The organism is Streptomyces sp. NPDC047014 (assembly GCF_040644195.1).
In the GTDB taxonomy this organism is placed as follows: Bacteria; Actinomycetota; Actinomycetes; order Streptomycetales; family Streptomycetaceae; genus Streptomyces.
Genome location: NZ_JBEYVX010000089.1, coordinates 1 through 24,977, shown reverse-complemented (window position 1 = coordinate 24,977; position 24,977 = coordinate 1). Strand labels below are relative to the sequence as shown.

Sequence of the window (24,977 nt, the reverse complement as noted above, 5' to 3'; positions counted from 1 at the left end):
TCGCCGACTGCTTCCCCGCCGTCGACTACTTCGAGAACAGCGGCCTCCCCTTCGTCATCGCCCTCAACGGCTTCGACGGACACCAGCCCTACACGCCGGAGGAGGTCCGCGAGGCCCTGCAGATCGGCCCGGACGCCCCCATCATCACCACCGACGCCCGCCACCGCGCGGACGCCAAGAGCGCCCTCATCACGCTCGTCGAGCACGCCCTCATGGCGCGCCTGCGGTAGCAGCGCTCCCCCGCCGTACCCAAGGCCCCCGCGTCTCCCTGTGGCGCGGGGGCCTTCGGCATGCCCCGGCGGGCGGGCCTCCGGGCGGTGGTACGCGGAAGGCCCCGCACCCTGGAGAGGGTGCGGGGCCTTCGCGGCGTGCGGGCTCAGCCCTGCCAGCTGTGCGGGGCGCGGAAGCCCGGGGTGCGCTCCAGGCGGCGCCAGCCGGCCTGACGGGGCACGCGGACCGCGGTGCCCTCGGGCGTGGCGGCGGCGCGGGCGAGCAGGATCGCGGTGATCGCGGCCAGCTCCTCGGGCTCGGCGTTGCCCTTTTCGACGCGCAGCAGGGTGTCGGTGGCGTGGGTCATGGGGTGGCAGATCTCCTTCGCGGTTACTGCGGCGGGTTGCCGTGCTTGCGGGACGGCAGATCGGCGTGCTTGTTGCGGAGCATCGCGAGGGCGCTGACCAGCACCTCGCGGGTCTCGGCGGGGTCGATGACGTCGTCGACGAGGCCGCGCTCGGCCGCGTAGTACGGGTGCATCAGCTCGGCCTTGTACTCCTTGACCATGCGGGTGCGCATGGCCTCGGGGTCCTCGGCGTCGGCGATCTGCTTGCGGAAGATGACGTTCGCGGCGCCCTCGGCGCCCATCACGGCGATCTCGTTGGTGGGCCAGGCGTAGGTGAGGTCGGCGCCGATGGACTGGGAGTCCATGACGATGTACGCGCCGCCGTACGCCTTGCGCAGGATCAGCGAGATCCGCGGGACGGTGGCGTTGCAGTACGCGTAGAGCAGCTTGGCGCCGTGGCGGATGATGCCGCCGTGCTCCTGGTCGACGCCCGGCAGGAAGCCGGGGACGTCCAGCAGGGTGATGATCGGGATGTTGAAGGCGTCGCACATCTGGACGAAGCGCGCGGACTTCTCGGACGCCTCGATGTCGAGGACGCCGGCCAGGTGGGCGGGCTGGTTGGCGACGATGCCGACGACCTGTCCGTCCATGCGGGCCAGGGCGCAGATGATGTTGCGGGCCCAGCGCTCGTGGATCTCCAGGACGTCGCCGTCGTCGACGAGCTCCTCGATGACCTTGTGCATGTCGTACGGGCGGTTGCCGTCCGCGGGGACCAGGTCGAGCAGGACGTCCGAGCGGCGGTCGGCCGGGTCGGAGGTCTCGTGGACCGGCGGGTTCTCGCGGTTGTTGGAGGGCAGCATCGAGATGAGGTAGCGCACCTCGGAGATGCAGGTCTCCTCGTCGTCGTAGGCGAAGTGCGCCACGCCGGAGGTCTCGGCGTGCACGTCGGCGCCGCCGAGGCCGTTCTGGGTGATCTCCTCGCCGGTCACCGCGCGGACCACGTCCGGGCCGGTGATGAACATCTGCGAGGTCTCGCGGACCATGAAGACGAAGTCCGTGAGGGCCGGGGAGTACGCGGCGCCGCCGGCGCACGGGCCCAGCATCACGGAGATCTGCGGGATGACGCCCGAGGCTTTGGTGTTGCGCTGGAAGATGCCGCCGTAGCCGGCGAGGGCGGAGACGCCCTCCTGGATACGGGCTCCGGCGCCGTCGTTGAGGGAGACCAGCGGGGCACCGGCCGCGATGGCCATGTCCATGATCTTGTGGATCTTCGTGGCGTGGGCCTCGCCCAGGGCGCCGCCGAAGATGCGGAAGTCGTGCGCGTAGACGAAGACCGTGCGGCCCTCGACGGTGCCCCAGCCGGTGATGACACCGTCGGTGTAGGGCTTCTTGGCCTCCAGGCCGAAGCCGGTCGCCCGGTGCCGGCGCAGCTGCTCGACCTCCTTGAAGGAACCTTCGTCGAGGAGCAGCGCGATGCGCTCGCGGGCGGTCAGCTTGCCCTTGGCGTGCTGGGCCTCGGTCGCGCGGTCACTGGGGCCGCGCCGGGCCTGCTCGCGGAGGGAGTGCAGCTCGGCCACGCGCCCGCGGGCGTCCGTCGGCTCGCTCGGGATCTGGTCCACAACGGTCATGTACCGACCTTACGAAGATCGTGATGAAAAACCTCCGTTCATTCCGCACAGTCTCCGGAGTCTTCCGCTGTCCGGCCCGCACAGAACAGCCCTGGGAATTAAGGACTCCGCCAGATGGAGCCATCCCCGTTTGTAGGACCTTCACAGAAACCACCGGCCCGCCCCGCAGTGGTTGAAATTTCAACGGAATGGTTCTAGTGTCATTGGTGTCAAAGTCGTTGAACTTTCAAGGAGTACATCATGGGCCTCTTCACCCGCCGCAGCCAGGACACCGCCGTCGCCACCCTGGAGGTGGACCCGGCCCTCGCCGCCCTCACCGGCGACTACGCCATCGACCCCGCGCACAGCAGCATCGGCTTCACCGTCCGCCACGCCATGGTGACCAACGTCCGCGGCTCCTTCGCCGACCACGAGGGCACCCTCCACCTGGACGGCTCCGACCCGGCCCGCTCCACGGCCGCCATCGGCGTCCGGATCGCCTCCGTGGACACCGGCATCGCCGACCGCGACGCCCACCTGCGCGGTGCCGACTTCTTCGACGCCGAGACCTTCCCGGAGATGACCTTCCGCTCCACCGCGGCCGCCTTCCTCGGCGGGGACACCTACCGGATCACCGGCGACCTGACCATCAAGGACGTCACCCGGCCGCTCTCCATCGACCTGGAGTTCAACGGCTCCGCCACCGACCCCTACGGCAACCAGCGCGTCGGCTTCGAGGGCAGCGCCGACATCCTCCGCTCGGACTGGGGCCTGACCTGGAACGCGGCGCTGGAGACCGGCGGCGTCGTGGTCAGCGACAAGGTGAAGCTGACCTTCGACATCTCCGCCATCAAGCAGGCCGGCTAGAAGCCGCCCCCGCCGTCGAAGCCACCGCCGAACCCTCCGCCGTCGAAGCCGCCTCCGCCGCCGAAGTCCCCGCCCCCGAAGTCGGACGGGTTGAAGTCGGCCCCGGAGACGTCGCCGCCCGCGAAGCCGTCGCCCGCTCCCCCGCCGAAGTCCGCGGCGTAGGCGGGGGTGGACATCATCGAGCCGAGCATGGTGCCCACCAGCAGGCCGGGCAGAATGCCGCCGCCGAAGTAGCCGCCGGCCCAGGGGCCGTACGCCGGGCCGGCGTCGTAGTAGGGCCGCCGCCCGCTCCCGGTCTCGACCGTACGGACCTCCGGGTCCAGGCCGTCCCGCAGCCGCACGGCGTCGGCCGAACAGACGGGCACCGTCCGGGAGGCCCCGGCGGGCGGGGCCCACGTGGCGTCCTCGGTGCTCGGCCCGTGCCGCGGGTCGAAGAAGCAGGGCGCGCGGCGCTCCGGCAGCGGCCGCCCCTCCCGGCGGGCGTCCAGGCTGGCCAGCGCGAAGCGCCCGTCATCCAGGGCCTGGGTCACACCCTTGACCTCTTCCGGATACCGCACCGCGGCCATGATCTGCTTGGCCTTCTCGTAGGAGTCGAGCCCCTGCTCGTAGTCCGCGCGCATGGCGTCGTCGGCGCCGGGCTCGCCGGGGCGGAAGTCCAGCCGCTCCAGTTCCTCACCGAAGGCCGTGATGTCCTCGTCGACGACGACCCGCAGGCGCTCCACGGCCTCGCGCCGGGTCTCCTCCTTCTTCCGCCGGCTGCGCCGGGCCAGCGCGTAGGCCCCGCCGCCGCCGATCGCGGCCACCGCGCCGAGGGTGATCAGCCCGCCCACCGGTACGCCGCTCCCGGCGCCGGGGGTGCCCCAGGAGGCCGGGGCGCTGCCCTTGGTCTGGGTCAGGGCCTGGTCCACGAAGTTGTTCAGCTGGGTGCCCGCGTCCACCGGCCCGCCGGTCTTCACGGCCTCACTGAGGTTGCGTACGGCATCGGTGGGCATCACCCTGCGGTCGGCTCCGGCGTCGAAGCCGTCGCCGAGGCGGATCGCGTACAGCCCGGTGATGCCGGTCTCGGCGCGGACGGCGCGCAGCACCTTGTCCGGCGGGAACTCGGCGGTGGCCGGGAGCACGGCCACGAAGACCGGCTTGTCCGCGTCCTTGATCTTCCGGGCGAGCGCGTCCGCCTCGGCCTGCGGCAGCTGCGCCGCGGCGCGCGGATCGACATAGACCGGGCCCTCCTTGAGGGCCTCGGCCACGGCGGCGACGCCGGTGGCGGCCGACGCCTGCGGGGCGGCCACCAGCGCGGTCGTGGACAGGGCCAGCAGCAGCCCGGACAGGAACGCTCCACCACGCACGGATATCAGCCTGGTCCTCATACGGACGACGCTACCGGAACGGGGACTTTCCCGTGTGAGCAGGACATAAGGACCCCACCGGGCGGGCGGCCCGGCGGGGTGCCCACGGCTCCGGCTACTCGGCCGGTTCGACGCCCGCGTGCAGCAGGCCGTAGGTGAAGGCGTCCTCCAGGGCCTGCCAGGAGGCGGCGATCACGTTCGGGGCCACGCCGACCGTCGACCACTCGCGGACCCCGTCCGTGGTGGCGACCAGCACGCGGGTCGTGGACTCCGTGCCGTGCGTCCCCTCCAGGATGCGGACCTTGTAGTCGACCAGCTCGAACTTGGCCAGCTGGGGGTAGAAGCGCTCCAGCGCCACCCGCAGGGCCCGGTCCAGCGCGTTGACCGGGCCGTTGCCCTCGGCCGTGGCGACGATCCGCTCCCCCTTGGCCCACAGCTTGACCGTGGCCTCGTTGGCGTGGGTGCCGTCCGGCCGGTCCTCGACGATCGCCCGCCAGGACTCGACACGGAAGTACTTGCGGGCCCGGCCCTCGGCCTCGGCGCGCAGCAGCAGCTCGAAGGAGGCGTCGGCCGCCTCGTAGGTGTAGCCCTGGAGCTCGCGCTCCTTGACCCGCTCCACGACCCGGGCGATCAGGGCCCGGTCCCCGCCGAGTTCGACGCCGAGCTCCCGGCCCTTGAGCTCGATGGAGGCCCGGCCGGCCATGTCGGAGACCAGCATCCGCATGGTGTTGCCGACCCGTTCGGGGTCGATGTGCTGGTAGAGGTCCGGGTCCACCTTGATCGCGGAGGCGTGCAGCCCGGCCTTGTGCGCGAAGGCGGAGACGCCGACGTACGGCTGGTGCGTGGAGGGGGTGAGGTTGACGACCTCGGCGATGGCGTGCGAGATCCGGGTCATCTCGGAGAGCGCGCCCGGGGGGAGCACCGTGCGGCCGTACTTGATCTCCAGCGCGGCGACGACGGGGAAGAGGTTGGCGTTGCCGACGCGTTCGCCGTAGCCGTTGGCCGTGCACTGGACATGGGTGGCGCCGGCGTCCACGGCGGCCAGGGTGTTGGCGACCGCGCAGCCGGTGTCGTCCTGGGCGTGGATGCCGAGGCGGGCTCCGGTGTCGGCGAGCACGGTGGCGACGGTGGCGGAGATCTGGGCGGGCAGCATCCCGCCGTTGGTGTCGCAGAGGATGACCACGTCGGCGCCGGCCTCGTGGGCGGCGCGTACGACGGACTTCGCGTACTCGGCGTTGGCCCGGTAGCCGTCGAAGAAGTGCTCGCAGTCGACGAAGACCCGGCGGCCCTGCGCGACCAGGTAGGAGACGGTGTCCCGGACCATCTCCACGTTCTCGTCGAGGGTGGTGCGCAGGGCGAGTTCGACATGCCGGTCGTGGGACTTGGCGACGAGCGTGATCACCGGGGCGCCGGACTCCAGCAGGGCCCGCACCTGCGGGTCCTGCGCGGCCGAGCCGCCGGCCCGCCGGGTGGCGCCGAACGCGACGAGCCGGGCGTTCTTGAAGTCGATCTCGGCGCGGGCGCGGGCGAAGAACTCGGTGTCGCGCGGGTTGGCGCCGGGCCAGCCGCCCTCGATGAAGCCCACTCCGAAGTCGTCCAGATGGCGCGCGATCGTCAGCTTGTCGGCGACCGTGAGGTTGATGCCCTCGCGCTGGGCGCCGTCGCGCAGGGTGGTGTCGAAGACGTGGAAGCAGTCGTCCAGGCCCCCGGACAGCGCGGGCGCCGCCTCTGGTGTCGTCGTCATGCTGATCTGACTCCTGTCGGATGAGTGGTTCCGGGTTCCCGGGGGTCCACTGCCCCCCATCATCGCGCGCAGGCCGCTCCCGGCAGGGATGGGCCGGGAAACGAAAAAACCTCTCGCGGGTAGCGAGAGGTCTGCGCGCGGGTCAGGGGCACGGTGGCCGCTTCCGCGAAGTTCTTCCACGGTTCAGCGGCCACTGGGGACCGGCGCGCTGCTGGCGATAATCATGAGCTGAGCAGGCACGCTCGCAGTGTGCCACACCCCTCGCCGCCGATGGACAGCAATCTCAGCATGCGGGCACCCGCGCTACGACGGCTGTACGGCCTGCGGAGTGAGGGTGTCGGCCAGGGACTCGTGGACATGGGTGAGGATCGCCGCCCGGTCCAGGGTGGGCAGGCCCACCGCCAGCTGGATGCTGAATCCGTCGAGCAGGGCGCGGACCCGGGTGGCCGTCCGCTCGGCGTCCACCGGGCGGAACTCCCCGCGCGAGATGCCCTCCGCGAGCAGGGCCACCAGGTCGCGGTGCCAGGCACCCTCGATGGCCGCCTGCCGCTCGCGCTCCGCCGGGCCCGCGTTCTGCGAGCGGTTCCAGACCTCCAGCCACAGCGTCCAGTGCGGGTCGCGCGGCCGGGTGGGCACGTACAGGTCGACGTACGCCCGCAGCCGCTCGGCGACCGGGCCGCGCCGGGCCAGCAGGGCCCGCCGCTCGCCGCCGAGTGCGGCCTCGCTCCACTCCAGGGTCTGGAGCAGCAGCTCGTCCTTGCTGCGGAAGTAGTAGAGGAGGTGGCCGCTGCTCATGCCGACCTCGCGGCCGAGCCCGGCCATGGTCAGGCCGTCGAGACCGCGCTCGGCGATCGTGGCCATGGCGGCGGCGAGTACGTCCTCGCGCGGGGGCGCGTTCTTGCGCGCCGCCCGTACCGGTACTCCACCCGCCACCATGGGCCACTCCTTCGTGTGGTGCGCCGCAGGTCAGACCTTCGGCTGCTGCTGGGTGATGCAGTGGATACCGCCACCCCCGGCGAAAATCGTACGTGCGTCGACGAGGGTCACGGTCCGCTCGGGGAACAGCCCACGGAAGATCTCGGCCGCCTCCTCGTCGCGCGGGTCGTCGAAGGCGCACAGCACCACGCCGCCGTTGCAGAGGTAGTGGTTGATGTAGGAGTAGTCCACCCACTCCCCGTCCTCCTCCAGCACGGTCGGCGCGGGGATCTCCACGACCTCCAGCAGGCGGCCGCGGGCGTCGGTGGCGGAGCGCAGGAGGGCCGCGATGGTCTTGCAGCGCTCGTGGTCCGGGTGGGCGGGGTCGGGCTGGGTGTGGACCATGACCACGCCGGGGCGGGCGAAGGCGGCGACGATGTCGACATGGCCCTGGGTGCCGTAGGTGCCGTAGTCGCCGGCGAGGCCGTAGGGCAGCCAGATGGCCTTGGTGGTGCCGAGGTGGGCGTGGATCTCCGCCTCGACCTGGGCGCGGGTCCAGTCGGGGTTGCGGCCCTTGCCGAGCTGCACGGTGTCGGTGAGCAGGACGGTGCCCTCGCCGTCGACGTGGATGGCGCCGCCCTCGTTGACCAGCGGGGTGCTGTATGTACGGGTGCCGGCCAGGTCGGACACCTGCCGGGCGATCTTCGCGTCGTGGTCCCAGCGGGCCCACTCCTGGGCTCCCCAGCCGTTGAAGGTCCAGTCGACGGCGGCCAGCTCGCCCGCCTCGCTGGTCACGAAGGTCGGCCCGATGTCCCGCATCCAGGCGTCGTCGAGCTCGCGTTCCACGAGCTCGATGTCCTCACCGACGACGGCGCGGGCGCTCTCGGCGTCACCCGGGGAGACCACGAGGGTCACGGGCTCGTACGTGCGGACCGCGCGGGCGACGGCGCCCCAGGCGGCGCGGGCCGCGGCGAGCTCCTGCGCGTCGGTGAAGGTGGGGTTCGGGCTGGGCCAGGCCATCCAGGTGCGCTCGTGGGGCGTCCACTCGGCGGGCATCCGGAAGCCTGCGGCGGCCGGCGTGGGCTGATCGGCGGTCATGACAGGAAAGTCCTTAGGGCTGTGCTGACTTACAGGAAGTACAGGCGGTTGAGGGAGACCGAGTCGGCGGCCTCGGAGCGCAGGGGTTCCCCGTCGAGGGAGACCAGGCCGGTGCGGGCGTCGACGTCGACGGCGCCGACGCGGGAGTTGAGCAGCAGGTCCCCGGGGCCGATGCCGCGGGTGCCGCGTACGGCCACCCGGCGCCGGCGGGTGGGCATGGCGTCGCTGCCGAGGGCGGCGGCCGCGGCGGAGACGAAGGCGACGGAGATATCGGCCGCGGTGGCCCCGTACGCACCGAACTGCGGCCCGAGGACGAGGGGTTCGCAGGTGTCGGTGGCGGCGTTGGGGTCGCCGGTGACGCCGTAGGCGGGGAAGCCGGATTTCAGGACCAGCTGGGGCTTGGCGCCGAAGAACTGCGGCCGCCAGAGCACGATGTCGGCGAGCTTGCCCACCTCGATCGAGCCGATCTCATGGGCCAGACCGTGCGCGATCGCCGGGTTGATGGTCAGCTTGGCCATGTAGCGCAGCACGCGCGCGTTGTCGTCGCCCGCGCCGTCACCGTCCAGGGGCCCGAGTTCGCCCTTCATCTTCGCGGCCATGGCGAAGGTGCGGCGGATGGTCTCCCCGGCCCGGCCCATGCCCTGCGCGTCGGAGGAGGTGATCCCGATGGCGCCCAGGTCGTGCAGGACGTCCTCCGCGCCCATGGTCCCGGCCCGGATCCGGTCGCGGGCCATCGCCGCGTCACCGGGCAGATCCGGCTTGAGATCGTGGACGGAGACGATCATCCCGTAGTGCTCGGCGACGGCGTCCCGCCCGAAGGGAAGCGTCGGATTCGTGGAGGAGCCGATGACGTTCGGCACTCCCGCCATCTTGAGCACGTTCGGCACATGCCCGCCGCCGCAGCCCTCGATGTGGAAGGCGTGAATGGTCCGCCCCTCCAGCACCCGGAGGGTGTCCTCGACGGAGAGGCATTCGTTCAGGCCGTCGGAGTGCAGGGCGACCTGGACGTCGTACTCCTCCGCCACCCGCAGGGCCGTATCCAGGGCGCGGGTGTGCGCACCCATGTCCTCGTGCACCTTGAACCCGGAGGCGCCGCCCTCGGCCAGTGCCTCCACCAGCGGGGCCGCGTCCGAGGAGGAACCCCGGGCCAGGAAGCCGATGTTCACCGGCCACGCGTCGAAGGCGTTGAAGGCGTGCTTGAGCGCCCACGGGGAGTTGACGCCGACACCCCACACCGGGCCGAACTCCTGCCCGATGACGGTGGTGACACCGGCGGCGAGCGAAGCCTCCATGATGCGCGGGGAGAGCAGGTGGACGTGGGTGTCCACGGCTCCGGCGGTGGCGATCAGCCCCTCCCCCGAGACGATCGAGGTGCCGGTGCCGACCACGACGTCCACACCGTCGAGGGTGTCGGGGTTGCCGGCCCGGCCGATCGCGTGGATGCGGCCCTCGCGGATACCGATGGACACCTTCCGGATGCCCAGGACGGCGTCGATGACCAGGACATTGCTGATGACCACGTCGCAGGTCTCACGGACCGCCGCCGCCTTGAGGTGCAGGCCGTCGCGGGCGGTCTTGCCGAAGCCCGCCAGGAACTCGTCCCCCGGCTTCTGCGCGTCCGACTCCACCCGTACCGTCAGCCCCGAGTCGCCCAGCCGCACCCGGTCCCCGGCACGCGGGCCGAAGACGGCCGCGTACTCGTGCGGGTCGATGTGCCGGCTGCCCGGGGCGCAGTGCGCGCTGTGGTCGGTGTGCGGTGTCTGCCGGCTCATGCCGTCGGTCCTTCCGGGTGGTCGGTGCTCTGGGCGGGCTCGGCCGGGGCTCCCGCGCCCGGGATGCCGAGGTAGCCGCAGGCGGCCGCCCGGCGCAGGGCCTCCTCCTTGGCTCCGGGCGCGTCGAGCGGCCCGTCGACCAGGCCCGCGAAGCCGATGGCGACACGCTCGCCGCCGAGGGGCACCAGCCCGACCTCGCCCTCGCCGTGCGGGTCGAAGCGCACGGAGGAGCCGGCCGGTACGCAGAGCCGCATCCCGTAGGCGGCGGCCCGGTCGAAGTCCAGGCGCGGGTTCGCCTCGAAGAAGTGGAAGTGCGAGGTCACACTCACCGGCACGGCCGCCGTGTTGCGCACGCGCAGGTGCAGGACGGGCTCCGGCTGCGGGACCCCGGGGCCCGGGACCACCGCGCCGGGGGCGTCGTCGCCGAGCGGGACCGCGCCCCGGATGGGGGACGAGACGACCGCGAGGCGGGAGCCGTCGTCGAAGACGGCCTCCACGTGCACCTCGGTGACCACGTCGGCCACGCCCGGCAGGACGTCGTCGGCGCCGAGCACGGCGCGGGCCTCCTCGATGGCCTCCGCGAGGCGTTTTCCGTCCCGCGCGGCCTCGCAGACCGTGTCCGCGATCAGCGCGGTGGCCTCCGGGACATTGAGCCTCAGGCCCCGGGCGCGCCGCGCCCTGGCCAGTTCCGCGGCGCTGCGCAGCAGCAGCCGGTCGCGCTCCGTAGGGGTCAGCCGCACGCCGATCCACCACCTCTTGAGTCGAGAACTTAGAGCATCACTCTAACTCTTCATTTCCTTGCAGGGAATCATTGACCTGCGTGCTGGACCTGCGTCACATTGAGTGTCGTTCAAAACTGTGCGCGACCACCCCCCGCCCTGCCAAGGGAGTCCCCCATGCCCATCGAACAGCGCGGAGTCGACACGATCCCCGAGGAGGAACGGACGAGCGGTCCCCGCGACCTGATGTCGATCCTGCTCGGCTCCAACCTCTGCCTCGGTGTGATCGTCTTCGGCTGGCTGCCCCCCTCCTTCGGGCTGGGCCTGTGGCCCTCGGTCACCGCCATCGTGACCGGCACCCTCGTCGGCATCGCCTTCACCGCGCCGCTCGCCCTCGTCTCCCTGCGCACCGGGACCAACCTGTCCACCTCCAGCGGTGCGCAGTTCGGGGTACGCGGCCGGCTGGTCGGTTCGGTGGTGGGGCTGCTGCTCTCGCTGGGCTATACGGCGCTCACCCTGTGGATCGGCGGTGACGTGATGGCCGGGACCCTCTCCCGGCTCACCGGGCTCCCGGACACCGGGGTCACGCGGGCCGTGATGTACGGCGTCCTGGCCGCGGGCACCGTGGTCGCGGCCGTCTTCGGCTACCGGCTGCTGCTGCGCATGAGCAAGGTGCTGTCCCTGGGCATGGTGGTGCTGCTGGCCGTCGGTGTGCTCGCCTACGCCCCGGACTTCACCGCCGCCGCCCCGCCGGACACCTCGTACCTGCTCGGTTCCTTCTGGCCGACCTGGCTGCTGGCCGCCGTCGCCGCCGGGCTCAGCGGGCCCGTCGCCTTCATCACCCTGCTGGGGGACTACACCCGCTACGTCTCCCCCGCCCGGCACGGCTCGCGCACGGTGCTGGCGGCCACCGCCCTCGGCCTCGCCGTGGGCCTGCTCGTCCCGCAGCTCTTCGGCACCTGGACCGCTCTCGCGGCCCGGGCCGGGTCGGACTACGCCGGGCCGCTCGTGGCCGCCGCGCCGTTCTGGTACCTCGTACCGCTGCTGCTCGCGGCGGCGGCGGGCTCGGTGGGCAACGCCGGGCTGATGCTCTACTCCATGGGCCTGGACCTCGACGCGATCGTCCCGCGGGCCACCCGCACCACGGCCACCCTGGTGGCGGCCGCCGCGGCCACCGCCTTCGTGTTCGTCGGCTCCTTCGAGTGGGACGTGCAGTCGGCCATGACCTCCTTCGTCCTGCTGCTGACCGCGATCGGCACCCCCTGGGCGGTGATCACCCTCATCGGCTACGTGCGCTGCCGCGGGGTCTACGACGCCGACGCGCTCCAGGTGTTCAACCGCCGGGCGCGCGGGGGCGCGTACTGGTTCCGGGGCGGCTGGAACCTGCGCGCCACCGCCGCCTGGGCGGCGGGTGCGGCCGTGGGGCTGGCGGCGGTGTCGACCCCGGTGTACGAGGGCCCGCTGCTGGTCCTGACCGGCGGGGTGGACTGCAGCTTCATCCTGTCGGGGCTGGTCGGCGGCGCGGTCTACGCCGCCCTGACGCTCCGCCCGCAGCCGGCGCCCGCGGCGGGTGCGGCGGCTCCGGTCCCGGCGGTGGCGGCCGACCGGGCGGCCTAGCCGGCGCTGTACGGCCGAAGGCCCCCGCGCGAGGTGCGCGGGGGCCTTCGGCCGTACGGGTGGCGGGGCGGCGCCGGCCTAGCCGAGCGGGTGCATCCAGCCGTGGGTGTCGGCGCTGCGGCCGGTCTGGAGCTCCAGCAGGGCCTTGCGCAGGCGCATGGTGACCTCGCCGGGCTGCCCGTCGCCCTGGGTCCACTCGCCGCGCTTGGACTTGACCGAGCCGACCGGGGTGATGACGGCGGCGGTGCCGCAGGCGAACACCTCGGTGAGGGTGCCGTTCGCGTTGTCGCGCTCCCAGTCCTCGGTGGTCAGGCGGCCCTCCTCGGCGGTGTAGCCGAGGTCGCGGGCGATGGTGAGGAGGGAGTCGCGGGTGATGCCGGGGAGCAGCGAGCCGGTGAGCTCCGGGGTGACGATGCGGTCCCCGTACACGAAGTACAGGTTCATCCCGCCCATCTCCTCGATCCAGCGGTGCTCGACGGCGTCGAGCCAGACCACCTGGTCGCAGCCGTGCGAGGCGGCCTCGGCCTGCGCGACCAGGGAGGCGGCGTAGTTGCCGCCGGTCTTGGCCGCGCCGGTGCCGCCCTTGACCGCGCGGACGTAGTCCTCGGAGAACCAGACGGAGACGGGCTTGACCCCGCCGGGGAAGTACGCGCCGGCGGGCGAGGCGATGACCATGAAGAGGAACTCGTTGGCCGGGCGGACACCGAGGCCGACCTCGGAGGCGAACATGAACGGCCGCAGGTACAGGGACGCCTCACCGGAGTCCGGGACCCAGGCGCGGTCCTGCGTGATCAGGGCGTCGCACGCCTCGATGAACAGCTCGGCGGGCAGCTCGGGCATCGCCATGCGGCGCGCCGACGCCTGGAAGCGGGCGGCGTTGGCCTCGGGGCGGAAGGTGGCGACGGTGCCGTCGGGCTGGCGGTACGCCTTGAGCCCCTCGAAGATCGTCTGCGCGTAGTGCAGGGTCATATTGGCCGGGTCGATCGACAGCGGCGCGTAGGGGACCAGCTCGGCGTCGTGCCAGCCGCGTCCCTCGGTCCACTTGATCGTCACCATGTGGTCGGTGAAGTGGCGGCCGAAGCCGGGGCTGGCCAGGATCGCCTCGCGCTCCGCGTCGGACAGCGGGTTCGAGGAGGGCTTGAGCTCGATCGTGGGCGTCGTCATGAGTGCGTGTCCTTCACCGGTTGTGTATGGCGGACCGCGCTCACGGCGTACTAGGACGTCCGAGCTTCCCCGCATTCCGCGGCCTCGCGTTCGATTATCGCGCGCGGGCAGGCTTCGGAGAAGCGGGGACGCGGCCCAGAGGAGATGGTGGCACCCGGGGCCGCACAGGAGAAGCCGCCGGGTCCCATTGTGACCCGGCGGCTTCCTGGAGTGGAGCGGCCGGGTCAGCCGGCTACTCGCGCGGCGAGGGCGTCGCCGATCGCGTCGGTGGAGCGGAAGGTTCCGTCACGCTCCGCGAGGTCGGCGGAGACCGCGTCCTCGATGCGGGCGGCCTGGGGCTCGTAGCCCAGGTGGCGCAGCAGGAGGGCGACCGAGAGGATCGTCGCGGTCGGGTCGGCCTTGCCGGTGCCGGCGATGTCCGGTGCCGAGCCGTGGACGGGCTCGAACATGGAGGGGAAGGCGCCGGTCGGGTTGATGTTCCCGGAGGCGGCCAGGCCGATTCCGCCGGTGACGGCGGCGGCCAGGTCGGTGAGGATGTCACCGAAGAGGTTGTCGGTCACGATGACGTCGAAGCGCTCGGGCTGGGTGACGAAGAAGATCGTCGCGGCGTCGACGTGCAGGTAGTCGGTGGTGACCTCGGGGTACTCGCGGCCGACCGTGTCGAAGATGTTCTTCCACAGGTGCCCGGCGTAGACGAGGACGTTGTTCTTGTGGACCAGCGTCAGCTTCTTGCGGGGGCGGGAGTTCGCGCGCTCGAAGGCATCGCGGACCACGCGCTCGACACCGTAGGCGGTGTTGACGCTGACCTCGGTGGCGACCTCGGCCGGGGTGCCGGTGCGCAGGCTGCCGCCGTTGCCCGTGTACGGGCCTTCGGTGCCCTCGCGGACGACGACGAAGTCGATGTCCGGGCGGCCGGCCAGCGGGGTGGCGGTGTTGGGGAACAGCTTCGACGGGCGCAGGTTGATGAAGTGGTCGAAGGCGAAGCGCAGCTTCAGCAGCAGACCGCGCTCCAGCACCCCGGAGGGGACCGACGGGTCGCCGATGGCGCCCAGCAGGATCGCGTCGTGCTGCTTGAGGGCGTCGAGCTCGGCGTCCGGGAGGGTTTCGCCGGTGCGGTGCCAGCGCTGGGCCCCGAGGTCGTAGCTCTTGGTCTCCAGCTTCACATCCTGGGGCAGGACCGCGGTAAGGACCTTGAGTCCCTGAGCCACGACTTCCTGGCCGATGCCATCACCGGGGATCACTGCGAGATTGATGCTGGTCGACATGTCGGAACCGTACTCCGTGTCCCAGCCCTCAGACATTCCACGTCCACGATGTGGACGTGGAATGTCCCCGGACGGGCCCTGTCCGTAGGTGCGGGGGCTGGTCAGTGGCCGGTCGAGCCGCCGTTGTCACGGCGGTCCAGGGCGCGCTGGAGGGCGGCGGCGGCGTTCTTGCGCTCGTCGGCCGAGGCGGAGGCGTGGCGGACGCGGCGGGTGGCGGTGGTTGCGGTCATGGTGATCGACTCCTTGAGATCACGGCGTGGCGGGGCCACGGATGAGGGGTTCCTTCAAGGCGCCGGAAGAGGCGGGGAGCGGTGCGCCGCAGGGATTGCCTGCCAGGGGCGCGCGCTCTCGACCGCCATTCGCCTGATCGGCGAGACGTTCGGCTCCTTCCAAGCTAGGCCAGGACCCGCCGGATGTCTCGGCGATTACTCGGACTTCCTACTATCTGAGACGCCCCACCCCTGGAAAAGCCCTCCCGCTGGGGTCCGTTTGAGCCCGCCCGGGAGCGGAATTCCCTGATCAGGGCCCTGAGAGCGAGAGTTGAGGCCGATTCCGCCATCGTGACGTATCCCACCCGCCGCAGGGGCCCCTCAGGACCCCGCGAGACAGGGTCGGGCGGCTGGACGGCCTAGAGCACATCCCCCTCGCGCCAGTCGAAGTCGAGCCGTCCGGCCGGGTCCAGGGCGATCCCGGCGGGCGGCACCCACAGATAGGTGGAGCCCTCCTCCTCGGGCAGCCGCACCGGCCCTTCCGGGGAGAGCGCGCCGATCCGGCCCGGCCACGGCGCCCAGCCGCGTCCCACGTACAGACCGGCCCCCTCCTCCGACGCCGACAGCGCGCCGAGCTCGTAGGCCCCCGCGACCACCTGTTCCAGGCGGTCCATCACCTGCCCGCCGAGGCCCTGCCGCCGTACGCCGGGACGTACGGCCACGGCCTCCACGTAGCCGACGCGCAGCACCCGCTCCCCGTGCACGACCCGGCGCTGTACGACGCTGCCGTGCGCGACGAGCCGGCCGTCCGCTCCGATGACCACATGCATCCCGCCGAGCGCGTGCTCGAAGTCCTCGTCGGAGAAATCCCCCGCGAAGGCGTCGTCGAGCAGGTCGCGGACGGCGCGCAGCTCCTCCGCCGTCAGTTGCGAGGTGTGCGCGGTCAGCGTGTCCATCACGGCTCCAGCCAGTCGGTGTCCCGGGTGAGGATCAGCTGTCCGCGTCCCGGCCGTTCATGCCGCGACCGTAACAAGCAGCCCGCATTGCGGACGCCGTCGGCCGGGGACCGGCCCTCATCGGCCGATCCGGGTCTGGCGGTACGGGCCCCCGCCTCGGCACACTCGCCGCATGTCGCCCGATACCCAGCAGTGGACCCCCACCGACGGCCTGCCCTACCGGCCCGTCGCCTACCGGCCCGAGCGGATGCCGCCGCGCGAGTCCCTGGCGCGCGCCTCCGCGCTGCGGGCCCGGATGGACGAGCGGCGCACCGTGCGCCAGTTCTCCCCCGACCCGGTGCCCGAGGAGGTCGTCCGGGACGCCATCGCCTGCGCCGCGACCGCGCCTTCGGGTGCGCACCAGCAGCCGTGGACCTTCGTCCTGGTCAAGGACCCCGCCGTACGCCGCCGGATCCGCGAGGCCGCCGAGCGCGAGGAGCAGCGGTCCTACGAGGGGCGGCTCGGCGAGGCGTGGCTGGCGGCCCTGCGCCCGCTCGGCACGGACGCCGTGAAGACCCACCTCACGGACGCGCCTGCCCTGATCGTGGTGTTCCAGCAGCGCCACTGGCTCGGCCCGGACGGCAGCAGGCGCAAGCACTACTACGTGGACGAGTCGGTCGGTATCGCGGTCGGCATGCTGCTCTCCGCCCTGCACCTGAGCGGCCTCGCCGCCCTCGTGCACACGCCGAGCCCGATGCGCTTCCTGGGCGAGGTGCTGGACCGGCCGGCGAACGAGTCGGCCTTCGCGGTGATCCCCGTCGGCTATCCGGCGGACGACTGCGTGGTGCCGGACCTGGTGCGCAAATCCCTCGACCAGGTCCTGTTCGAGGTGTGAGGGCGCCGTTGGCACGGAGACGAATGGAAACCGCCCCCGCTCCGGACTTGGGGGTACCGGAACGGGGGCGGGGTCACTGGGGCCGGATCAGCCCATGTGCGGGTAGCCGTACTCGGTCGGCGGTACCAGCGTCTCCTTGATGGAGCGGGTCGAGGTCCAGCGCAGCAGGTTGGAGGCGGCGCCGGCCTTGTCGTTGGTGCCGGAGGCGCGGCCGCCGCCGAAGGGCTGCTGGCCGACCACGGCGCCCGTGGACTTGTCGTTGATGTAGAAGTTGCCCGCCGCGAAGCGCAGCTTCTCCATCGCGTCGGCCGCCGCGTAGCGGTCCGCGGCGATGACCGAGCCGGTCAGGGCGTAGGCCGAGACGGACTCCATCTGCGTCAGCATCGCGTCGAAGTCGGCGTCCTCGTAGACGTGCACGGCGAGGATCGGGCCGAAGTACTCGGTCGTGAAGACCTCGTTCTCCGGGTCGGTGCAGGCGATGACCGTCGGGCGGACGAAGTAGCCCTCGGAGTCGTCGTAGCTGCCGCCGGCGACGATCTCGCAGGTCGGGTCGGCCTTGGCGCGGTCGATCGCGGCCTTGTTCTTCGCGAAGGAGCGCTCGTCGATGACGGCGCCGATGAAGTTGGTCAGGTCGCGGACGTCACCCATGGCGATGCCGTCGACCTCGGCCGCGAAGGCTTCCTTGAAGCCGTCGTTCCAGATCGAGGCCGGGATGTAGGCGCGCGAGGACGCGGAGCACTTCTGGCCCTGGAACTCGAAGGAGCCGCGGGTCAGGGCGGTCTTGAGGATCGCGCGGTCCGCGGAGGGGTGCGCGACGACGAAGTCCTTGCCGCCGGTCTCGCCGACCAGGCGCGGGTAGGACTTGTACGTCTCGATGTTGTTGCCGACCGTCTTCCACAGGTACTGGAAGGTCTTGGTCGAGCCGGTGAAGTGGATGCCGGCCAGCTCGGGGTGGTTCAGGGCCACCTCGGAGACGGCGATGCCGTCGCCGGTCACCAGGTTGATGACGCCCTTGGGCAGCCCGGCCTCCTCCAGCAGCTCCATGAGGAGCACGGCGGAGTGGGTCTGCGTCGGGGAGGGCTTCCAGACGACCACGTTGCCCATGAGGGCGGGGGCGGTCGGCAGGTTGCCGGCGATGGCCGTGAAGTTGAACGGCGTGATCGCGTAGACGAAGCCTTCGAGCGGGCGGTGGTCGCTGCGGTTCCACACGCCGGCGGAGTTCGCGACCGGCTGCTCGGCCAGGATCCGGCGGGCGAAGTGGACGTTGAAGCGCCAGAAGTCGACGAGCTCGCAGGGGGTGTCGATCTCGGCCTGCTGCGCGGTCTTGGACTGGCCCAGCATGGTGGAGGCGGCCAGCTTCTCGCGCCACGGGCCGGCCAGCAGCTCGGCGGCGCGCAGGATGATCGCGGCGCGGTCGTCGAAGGACATCGCGCGCCAGGCCGGGGCGGCGGCGAGGGCGGCGTCGACCGCCTCCTGCGCGTCGGCCTCGGTGGCGTTGGCGTAGGTGCCGAGCACGGACTTGTGGTCGTGCGGCTGCACGACGTCGAAGCGCTCGCCGCCGCCCATCCGCTTGACGCCGCCGATGGTCATCGGCAGGTCGATCGGGTTCTCGGAGAGCAGCTTGAGCTGCGTCTCGAGGCGCGTGCGCTCCGGGCTGCCGGGGGCGTACGAGTGGACCGGCTCGTTGACCGGCGCGGGGACCTGGGTCACAGCATCCATGGGGCTGGTAACTCCTTGACCTGGTTCTTGGCTAGTTCTTGGTGATCATCGAGCGGACGAAGAAGAGCAGGTTGGCCGGCTTCTCCGCGAGACGGCGCATGAAGTAGCCGTACCAGTCCGTCCCGTAGGCGGTGTAGACACGCATCCGGTGTCCCTCGGCGGCCAGCCGCAGGTGCTCCTCGCTGCGGATGCCGTACAGCATCTGGAACTCGTACTCGTCCAGCTTGCGCCCCGCCTTGCGCGCGAGCTCCTGGCCGATGGCGATGAGGCGCGGGTCGTGGGACCCGATCATCGGGTAGCCCTCGCCGTCCATGAGGATCTTCAGGATCCGGACGTACGCCTTGTCGATCTCGGCCTTGTCCAGGTAGGCGACCTCGGCGGGCTCCTTGTAGGCGCCCTTCACGATACGCACCCGGCTGCCGTTGGCGGCGAGCCGGCGGGCGTCGGCCTCGGTGCGGAAGAGGTACGCCTGGATCACGCAGCCGGTCTGCGGGAAGTCCTTCCGCAGCTCCTCGTGGATGGCGAACATCGAGTCGAGGGTGGTGTGGTCCTCGGCGTCGAGGGTCACGGTGGTGCCGATGGCGGCGGCGGCCTCGACGACCGGGCGGACGTTGGCGAGGGCGAGCTCGTGGCCGCCCTCCAGCGCCTGGCCGAACATGGACAGCTTCACCGACATCTCGGCCTTCTCGCCGAGCCCGAGCTCCGCGAGGCGCTCGATGAGCTGGAGGTAGGCGTCCCGGGCGGCGTGCGACTGCGCGACCTCGGTGATGTCCTCGCCGACGACGTCGAGGGTGACCTCCAGGCCGCCCCGCGTGAGCTCCTGCACGATCGGGATGACCTGGTCGACCGTCTCGCCGGGGATGAACCGGTTCACCACGGGCTTGGTCACCGGGGCGGCAGAGACGATACGGCGCATCTTGTCGCTGCGCGAAGCGGCGAGGATCACGGGACCCAGCACGGGGCACCTCCAGCGGGTGGCAGAAGAAAGCTCAAGTAAAACCACCGTGAAACCTAAGGATCGCTTTGATCCTCTGCCATCGACAGCTGTCACGCATCCGCGTCCCGGATCTCATACATCTGTCTGAGGGTGCGGCGCAAGGGTGGGAGAATGGCCGTTGTGAAGGGCGATTACCAGGACCTGGTGGACGAGATCTCCGCGCTGCTCGGCGCCCCGGCGACGCTGGAGAACCGGGACTTCCGCCTGATCGCCTTCGGCGCCCACGACAGCGAGGACGACCTGGCCATGGACCCGGTCCGCACCCGGTCGATCCTGACCCGGCAGTCCACGGCGGCCGTCCGGGCCTGGTTCGAGGGCTTCGGCATCGCCCGCGCCACCGGCCCCGTCCGCATCCCGGCGGCGCCGGACGCGGGGGTGTTCCGCGGCCGGATCTGTCTGCCGGTGCGGTTCCGGGGCATCGTGCAGGGCTACGTATGGCTCCTCGACCAGGAGCCGGGGACGCCCGGCCCCGACGCGGCCGCCCTGGACGCGGCCATGGAGGTGGCCCAGCGCATCGGGGTGCTGCTCGCGGAGGAGGCGAAGGCGGGGGCGGACCTCTCGCGGGAGTTCCTCGCGGTGCTCACCGCCGGGCGGGGCTGGCAGCAGGAGATGGCGGTGTCCGCGCTGCGGGCGGCCCTGGGCCCGGCCGGGGACGGGCTGCACGCGGCGGTGTGCGTGGCGCCGTGGTCCGGGGAGTCCCCGCCCTCGGTACCGGGGGCGGCGGCGGTGTGCGTCGTACCGCGCCCAGGGGCGGGCGGTGAGGGCCTGGCGCTGGCGGTGCTGATGCGGCTGCGCTCCACGGACGCCCTGGCTCCGGCCCTGACGGCGGTGGCCCGGCTGCTGCCGCGGGCGGCGGCCCGCCCGGCGGAGACGGCCGCGGCTTCGGCCGGTACGGGTACCGGCGCGCGGGCCGGTTCGGCGGCGGCGGCCGTGGCCCCCGCCGGGCACCGGATGACCGCCGGGGTCGGGGATCCCGTGCGCGGGCTGGGCGAGCTGCCGGCGGCCTGGGAGCAGGCCGTCGCGGCGGCCCGGGCGGCGGCCGCGCAGCCGCGCTTCGGGCCGGTGGCGCAGTGGTCGCAGATCGGGCCGTACCGGCTGCTGGCGGGCCTGGCCTCCGCGCCGGTGGACGATCCGGTGGCACGGGCCCTGCTCACTCCGGCCCACCGCGAACTGGCCCGTACGGCCGAGGTGTTCCTCGACTGCGCCGGGCAGGCGGGCCGGGCTGCGGCGGCACTGGGCATCCACCGCCAGACGCTGTACTACCGGCTGGCGCGGGTGGAGCAGCTGACGGGGCTCGACCTGGACGAGGGCGAGGACCGCCTCCTGCTCCACATGGCCCTCAAGGCCGCCCGGCTGACCTGATCAGTCCCGGGCCCCGGCCCCGGTGACGCCCTCGGCGGCGCGGCGCATGCCCTCGGTGAACTCCTCGGCGGTGGCCGCCGATCCGGGGTCGAAGAGCCACTGGAGCATCAGGCCGTTGAGCAGCGCCTGGTAGAAGGCGCCGAGCGTGCGCAGGTCCCGTTCGTCCAGCTCCTCCTCCGGGGTGCCGGTCAGCAGGGAGATCAGCCCGCGGCGCCCCTCGCCCTGGGAGGCCGCGAGCAGGGCCCGCAGCTCCGGGAGCCGGTCCCCGCCGAGGGCGACCTCCATGCTCGCGGCCCAGATCCGCCCGGATTCCTCGCGGCGGGCGAGGACGCCCTCCCAGAGCGCGCGGAAGCGCTCCAGCGATCCGCCCTCGCCGTCCAGGCCCTTGTGGAAGTTCTCGCCCCACTCCTCCATCAGGCCGGTGAACGCCTGGGTGAGCAGGGCGTCCTTGGAGCCGTAGTGGTAGCCGATGGAGGCCAGGTTCGTGCCGGAGGCGCTGACGATGTCGCGCGCGGTGGTGCGCACGAACCCCTTCTCGACCAGGCACTTCTTGGCACCTTCGAGCAGATCTTCGCGATGTCCCATGGCCTCACCGTAGCAAGACAACCGTCCTAGACGACAGTCCCACACGAGCGTTCTATACATCCGTCATAGACAGACGTTTAATACATGTGTATGTTCCTCGGCATGACACCGCCCGCCGCCTCAGAGCGCCTTGCCGGCCGCCGCGAATGGACCGCCTTCACCGTCCTGCTGCTGCCCCTGCTCCTGGTCTCGATGGACGTCTCCGTCCTCTACTTCGCCATCCCGGCCATCACCCGCGAGCTCGACCCCAGCGCCACCCAGCAGCTGTGGATCTTCGACAGCTACGCCTTCGCCCTCTCCGGGCTGCTCATCACGATGGGCTCGCTCGGTGACCGGATCGGCCGCCGCCGGCTGCTGCTGATCGGCGCCGCCGCCTTCGGGCTCGCCTCCGTCGGCGCCGCGTACGCCACGAGCGCCGGGATGCTGATCGCGGCCCGGGTCCTGCTCGGCATCGGCGGCGCGACCCTGATGCCCTCCACGCTGGCCCTCGTACGCAACCTCTTCCGGGACGACCGGCAGCGCGGCAAGGCCATCGCCCTCTGGTCGGGCGCCATGACCGGCGGCATCGCCCTCGGCTCGGTGATGAGCGGGGTGATGCTCAACCACTTCTGGTGGGGCTCGGTCTTCCTGGTCAACGTGCCCGCGATGCTGCTCCTGCTGGCCCTGGTCCCCGTCCTGGTACCGGAGTTCAAGGATCCGGCCCCCGGGCGCTTCGACCTGCTGAGCGTGCCGCTGTCGATGGCCGCCGTCCTGCCCCTGGTCTACGGCCTCAAGGAGATCGCCGCCGAGGGCTTCGCGCCGCTCCCGCTGGGCTGCCTCGCCGTGGGCCTCGCCTTCGGGTACCTCTTCGTCCGCCGCCAGCGCACCCGGGAGGACGCCATGGTCAGCCGGGCGCTGTTCCGCGGCCGGGGCTTCGGCGCGGGTGTCGGCCTGAACTCCGTCGCCGCCTTCGCCATGCTGGGCTCGGCCTACTTCACCACCCAGTACTTCCAGTCCGTGCTGGGCATGGGAACGCTGGAGGCCGCGCTGTGGAGCCTGGGCCCCTCGGTGTTCATCGGCGCCGCGGCCCCGGCCTCCGCCGCCCTGGCGCAGAAGGTGGACCGGTCGTTCGTCATCGCCGGCGGATTCCTGCTCGCCGCCGCCGGCTTCGTCCTGCTCGGGCTGGTGGGCACCGACTCGCTGTGGCTGGTCCTGGCCGGCGCCGGGGTGCTCGCCTCGGGCCTGGTCACCGTGATGTCCCTGGTCTCCGACACCGCCCTCGCCTCCGCCCCGGCGGAGAAGGCCGGCTCCGCCGCCTCCGTGCTGGAGACCGGCGCCGAGTTCGGCGGCGCGCTGGGCATGGCCCTCCTCGGCAGCCTGGGCACCGCCGTCTACCGCGCCGACCTGGCCGGCAGCGAGCCCGCCGTACGGGAGACCCTGGGCGGGGCCGTGGCCACCGCCCAGCGGCTGGGCGGCGCGGCCGGTGAGCAGGTCCTCGCCCTGGCCCGGGAGGCGTTCGTGCACGGCATGCAGTACGCGGCCTGGGGCGCCGCCGCGCTGCTCCTCGCGGCGGCCGCCGCGGCCGTCGCCCTGCTCCGCGGGACGGGGGGCGCGGCCGGTGCCGCGGCGGAGCCCGCCCCGGGGCCGGTCCCGCGGCCGCACGAAGAGGCGTACCCCTGACGGGCGCGGGACGGCGGGAACGCGGAAGGGCCCGGGGTCTGCCCCGGGCCCTTCCTCCTGTCTGCGTGCGGCGGTCTCAGCCGAGGCTGACCGTGCGCGCCGAGACGGCGCCGATCTCGGCGGCGATGTCCGTGAGGACGCCCGGGGGCACCTCGGCGTCGACGGTGAGGACGGCCAGCGCCTCACCGTGCTCCTCGGCGCGGGCGACCTGCATGCCCGCGATGTTCAGGCCCGCCTCACCGAGGACGCGGCCCACGGTGCCGACCACGCCGGGGCGATCGGTGTAGCGCAGGACGACCATGTGGTCGGCGAGGGCGAGGTCCACGTCGTACTCACCGATGCCCACGATCTTCTGCAGGTGCTTCGGGCCCGCGAGCGTGCCGGAGACCGACACCTCCTGACCGTCCGCCAGGGTGCCGCGTACGGTGACCACGTTGCGGTGGTCCGGGGACTCCGAGCTGGTGGTCAGGCGCACCTCGACACCGCGCTCCTGCGCGAACAGCGGGGCGTTGACGTAGGAGACGGTCTCGTCGACGACGTCCTCGAACACGCCCTTGAGGGCGGACAGTTCCAGCACCTTGACGTCGTGCTGGGTGATCTCGCCGCAGACCTCGACATCGAGCCGGACCGCGACCTCGCCCGCGAGGGCGGTGAAGATGCGGCCGAGCTTCTCGGCGAGCGGCAGACCCGGACGCACGTCCTCGGCGATGACGCCGCCCTGGACGTTGACCGCGTCCGGTACGAGCTCACCCGCGAGGGCGAGGCGCACCGACTTGGCCACCGACACACCGGCCTTCTCCTGGGCCTCGTCCGTGGACGCGCCGAGGTGCGGGGTGCAGACGACCTGGTCGAGCTCGAAGAGCGGGGAGTCCGTGCAGGGCTCCTTCGCGTACACGTCGAGGCCGGCGCCGGCGACGCGGCCCTCCTTGATGGCCGTGTACAGCGCGGCCTCGTCCACGATCCCGCCGCGCGCGGCGTTGACGATGCGGACGGAGGGCTTGACCTTGTGCAGGGCCTCGTCCCCGATGAGACCCAGGGTCTCGGGGGTCTTGGGCAGGTGCACGGTGATGAAGTCCGCGACCTCCAGCAGCTCGTCCAGCGCGAGCATCTTGACGCCCATCTGGGCGGCGCGCGCGGGCTGCACGTAGGGGTCGTAGGCGACGACCTTCATACCGAAGGCCGACATGCGCTGGGCGACCAGGACGCCGATGCGGCCGAGGCCGACGACACCGAGGGTCTTCTCGCTGAGCTCGACACCCGTGTACTTGTTCCGCTTCCACTCACCGTTCTTGAGGGCGGTGTTGGCCTGCGGGATGTTGCGGGCGGTGGCGACGAGCAGGCCGCAGGCGAGCTCGGCGGCGGTCACGATGTTCGAGGTCGGCGCGTTGACGACCATCACGCCGGCCTTGGTGGCGGCGGAGACGTCCACGTTGTCCAGGCCGACGCCGGCGCGGGCGACGACCCGCAGCTTCTTGGCGGCGGCGATGGCCTCGGCGTCCACCTTGGTGGCGGAGCGGACCAGGATCGCGTCGACGTCGACGATCGCGGGCAGCAGCTCGGCGCGGTCGGCGCCGTTGCAGTGGCGGATCTCGAAGTCCGGGCCGAGCGCCTCGACGGTGGCGGGCGACAGCTCTTCGGCGATGAGTACGACAGGTTTCGAGCTCACGTGGGTCATCCTCACAAGTCCAGTGCGGACGGCCGTCCCGACGGCCGCAGGCGGTGGAGGGGGTAGCCGCGTGGAAGACGCACGACACTGTGGGCCTGACGCGTATGTGTTGAGCAGTGTAGTGGCGTCGGCGGGCCGAAATTCCGCCTCTCCGGAAGGATCACCCTTCCGTGGTTGGCCGGGGTGGACAACCGGGCCCCGTCCCGGCCGGGATATCGGCCCCCGGCCTCCCCCGGCGCGGCCCGGGATACGGCCGGACGGAACACGGCGGGGCCGGGAC

21 protein-coding genes and 1 pseudogene are annotated in these 24,977 nt (G+C 72.0%); 6 read left to right on the top strand and 16 right to left on the bottom strand.

Features of this window, described 5'->3' with window-relative positions; translation table 11 throughout:
* Positions 1–230 (top strand): annotated as a pseudogene (locus ABZ873_RS29195) (ATP-binding protein); the annotation flags it as partial.
* Between the two features lie 146 nt (positions 231–376).
* On the opposite strand, the gene ABZ873_RS29190 reads toward ABZ873_RS29195, so the two are convergent.
* Both ABZ873_RS29190 and ABZ873_RS29185 read right to left on the bottom strand, forming a co-directional pair.
* On the bottom strand, positions 377–577 hold the full coding sequence (locus tag ABZ873_RS29190) for an acyl-CoA carboxylase subunit epsilon (protein WP_360878082.1): 201 nt from the start codon (positions 575–577) through the stop codon (positions 377–379).
* Positions 578–600: 23 nt separating this feature from the next.
* Positions 601–2,184 (bottom strand): acyl-CoA carboxylase subunit beta, encoded by a 1,584-nt coding sequence (locus ABZ873_RS29185; protein WP_360878079.1) that lies wholly within the window; start codon positions 2,182–2,184, stop codon positions 601–603.
* A 240-nt stretch (positions 2,185–2,424) separates the two neighbouring features.
* Between ABZ873_RS29185 and ABZ873_RS29180 the strand changes: the two genes are divergently transcribed.
* Complete coding sequence (locus ABZ873_RS29180; protein ID WP_360878077.1) at positions 2,425–3,030, top strand: YceI family protein; 606 nt, start codon at positions 2,425–2,427, stop codon at positions 3,028–3,030.
* On the opposite strand, the gene ABZ873_RS29175 is transcribed toward ABZ873_RS29180, so the two are convergent.
* The 6 genes from ABZ873_RS29175 to ureA form a co-directional block, all read right to left on the bottom strand.
* Complete coding sequence (locus ABZ873_RS29175) at positions 3,027–4,397, bottom strand: hypothetical protein (RefSeq protein WP_360878074.1); 1,371 nt, start codon at positions 4,395–4,397, stop codon at positions 3,027–3,029. The two genes, ABZ873_RS29180 and ABZ873_RS29175, sit on opposite strands and share 4 nt — an antisense overlap.
* 94 nt (positions 4,398–4,491) lie before the next feature.
* Entirely contained in the window at positions 4,492–6,120 is a 1,629-nt protein-coding gene (cimA, locus tag ABZ873_RS29170) for a citramalate synthase (RefSeq protein ID WP_360878071.1), read from the bottom strand.
* A gap of 303 nt (positions 6,121–6,423) precedes the next feature.
* Positions 6,424–7,056, bottom strand: a complete 633-nt coding sequence (locus ABZ873_RS29165) for a TetR/AcrR family transcriptional regulator (protein WP_360878068.1) — start codon at positions 7,054–7,056, stop codon at positions 6,424–6,426.
* A 30-nt stretch (positions 7,057–7,086) separates the two neighbouring features.
* Positions 7,087–8,133, bottom strand: a complete 1,047-nt coding sequence (locus ABZ873_RS29160; RefSeq protein WP_360878065.1) for an agmatine deiminase family protein — start codon at positions 8,131–8,133, stop codon at positions 7,087–7,089.
* Positions 8,134–8,162: 29 nt separating this feature from the next.
* Positions 8,163–9,905, bottom strand: a complete 1,743-nt coding sequence (locus tag ABZ873_RS29155) for an urease subunit alpha (protein ID WP_360878062.1) — start codon at positions 9,903–9,905, stop codon at positions 8,163–8,165.
* Complete coding sequence (gene ureA, locus ABZ873_RS29150) at positions 9,902–10,645, bottom strand: urease subunit gamma (RefSeq protein WP_360878059.1); 744 nt, start codon at positions 10,643–10,645, stop codon at positions 9,902–9,904. The genes ABZ873_RS29155 and ureA overlap by 4 nt, the downstream gene beginning before the upstream one ends.
* A gap of 156 nt (positions 10,646–10,801) precedes the next feature.
* Here ureA and ABZ873_RS29145 point away from each other — a divergent pair, with 156 nt between their 5' ends.
* On the top strand, positions 10,802–12,241 hold the full coding sequence (locus ABZ873_RS29145) for a cytosine permease (RefSeq protein WP_360878056.1): 1,440 nt from the start codon (positions 10,802–10,804) through the stop codon (positions 12,239–12,241).
* Positions 12,242–12,319: 78 nt separating this feature from the next.
* On the opposite strand, the gene ABZ873_RS29140 is transcribed toward ABZ873_RS29145, so the two are convergent.
* The 4 genes from ABZ873_RS29140 to ABZ873_RS29125 all read right to left on the bottom strand — a co-directional run bounded on the left by ABZ873_RS29140 (position 12,320) and on the right by ABZ873_RS29125 (position 15,835).
* On the bottom strand, positions 12,320–13,405 hold the full coding sequence (locus tag ABZ873_RS29140; protein ID WP_360878053.1) for a branched-chain amino acid aminotransferase: 1,086 nt from the start codon (positions 13,403–13,405) through the stop codon (positions 12,320–12,322).
* 224 nt (positions 13,406–13,629) lie between these two features.
* A complete protein-coding gene (locus tag ABZ873_RS29135; RefSeq protein WP_360878050.1) occupies positions 13,630–14,670 on the bottom strand; it encodes a 3-isopropylmalate dehydrogenase in 1,041 nt (346 codons plus the stop codon).
* A 101-nt stretch (positions 14,671–14,771) separates the two neighbouring features.
* Complete coding sequence (locus ABZ873_RS29130) at positions 14,772–14,900, bottom strand: hypothetical protein (protein WP_257856696.1); 129 nt, start codon at positions 14,898–14,900, stop codon at positions 14,772–14,774.
* Positions 14,901–15,298: 398 nt separating this feature from the next.
* Positions 15,299–15,835, bottom strand: coding sequence for a GNAT family N-acetyltransferase (locus ABZ873_RS29125; RefSeq protein ID WP_360878047.1), 537 nt, complete (start codon positions 15,833–15,835; stop codon positions 15,299–15,301).
* A 172-nt stretch (positions 15,836–16,007) separates the two neighbouring features.
* Here ABZ873_RS29125 and ABZ873_RS29120 point away from each other — a divergent pair, with 172 nt between their 5' ends.
* Positions 16,008–16,709, top strand: coding sequence for a nitroreductase family protein (locus tag ABZ873_RS29120; RefSeq protein ID WP_360878044.1), 702 nt, complete (start codon positions 16,008–16,010; stop codon positions 16,707–16,709).
* Between the two features lie 87 nt (positions 16,710–16,796).
* Here ABZ873_RS29120 and pruA read toward each other — a convergent pair whose 3' ends face one another.
* Both pruA and ABZ873_RS29110 read right to left on the bottom strand, forming a co-directional pair.
* Positions 16,797–18,428, bottom strand: a complete 1,632-nt coding sequence (gene pruA, locus ABZ873_RS29115) for an L-glutamate gamma-semialdehyde dehydrogenase (RefSeq protein ID WP_360878041.1) — start codon at positions 18,426–18,428, stop codon at positions 16,797–16,799.
* Between the two features lie 31 nt (positions 18,429–18,459).
* Complete coding sequence (locus tag ABZ873_RS29110) at positions 18,460–19,386, bottom strand: proline dehydrogenase family protein (protein WP_360878038.1); 927 nt, start codon at positions 19,384–19,386, stop codon at positions 18,460–18,462.
* Between the two features lie 159 nt (positions 19,387–19,545).
* Between ABZ873_RS29110 and ABZ873_RS29105 the strand changes: the two genes are divergently transcribed.
* On the top strand, positions 19,546–20,787 hold the full coding sequence (locus tag ABZ873_RS29105) for a helix-turn-helix domain-containing protein (RefSeq protein ID WP_360878085.1): 1,242 nt from the start codon (positions 19,546–19,548) through the stop codon (positions 20,785–20,787).
* Here the strand turns inward: ABZ873_RS29105 and ABZ873_RS29100 are convergent, their stop codons facing one another.
* Positions 20,788–21,372, bottom strand: a complete 585-nt coding sequence (locus ABZ873_RS29100) for a TetR/AcrR family transcriptional regulator (RefSeq protein ID WP_360878036.1) — start codon at positions 21,370–21,372, stop codon at positions 20,788–20,790. It lies immediately after the preceding gene.
* Positions 21,373–21,474: 102 nt separating this feature from the next.
* Between ABZ873_RS29100 and ABZ873_RS29095 the strand changes: the two genes are divergently transcribed.
* Entirely contained in the window at positions 21,475–23,031 is a 1,557-nt protein-coding gene (locus tag ABZ873_RS29095) for an MFS transporter (protein ID WP_360878033.1), read from the top strand.
* 76 nt (positions 23,032–23,107) lie between these two features.
* Here ABZ873_RS29095 and serA read toward each other — a convergent pair whose 3' ends face one another.
* Positions 23,108–24,697, bottom strand: coding sequence for a phosphoglycerate dehydrogenase (serA, locus tag ABZ873_RS29090; RefSeq protein WP_360878030.1), 1,590 nt, complete (start codon positions 24,695–24,697; stop codon positions 23,108–23,110).
* Positions 24,698–24,977 lie beyond the last annotated feature (280 nt).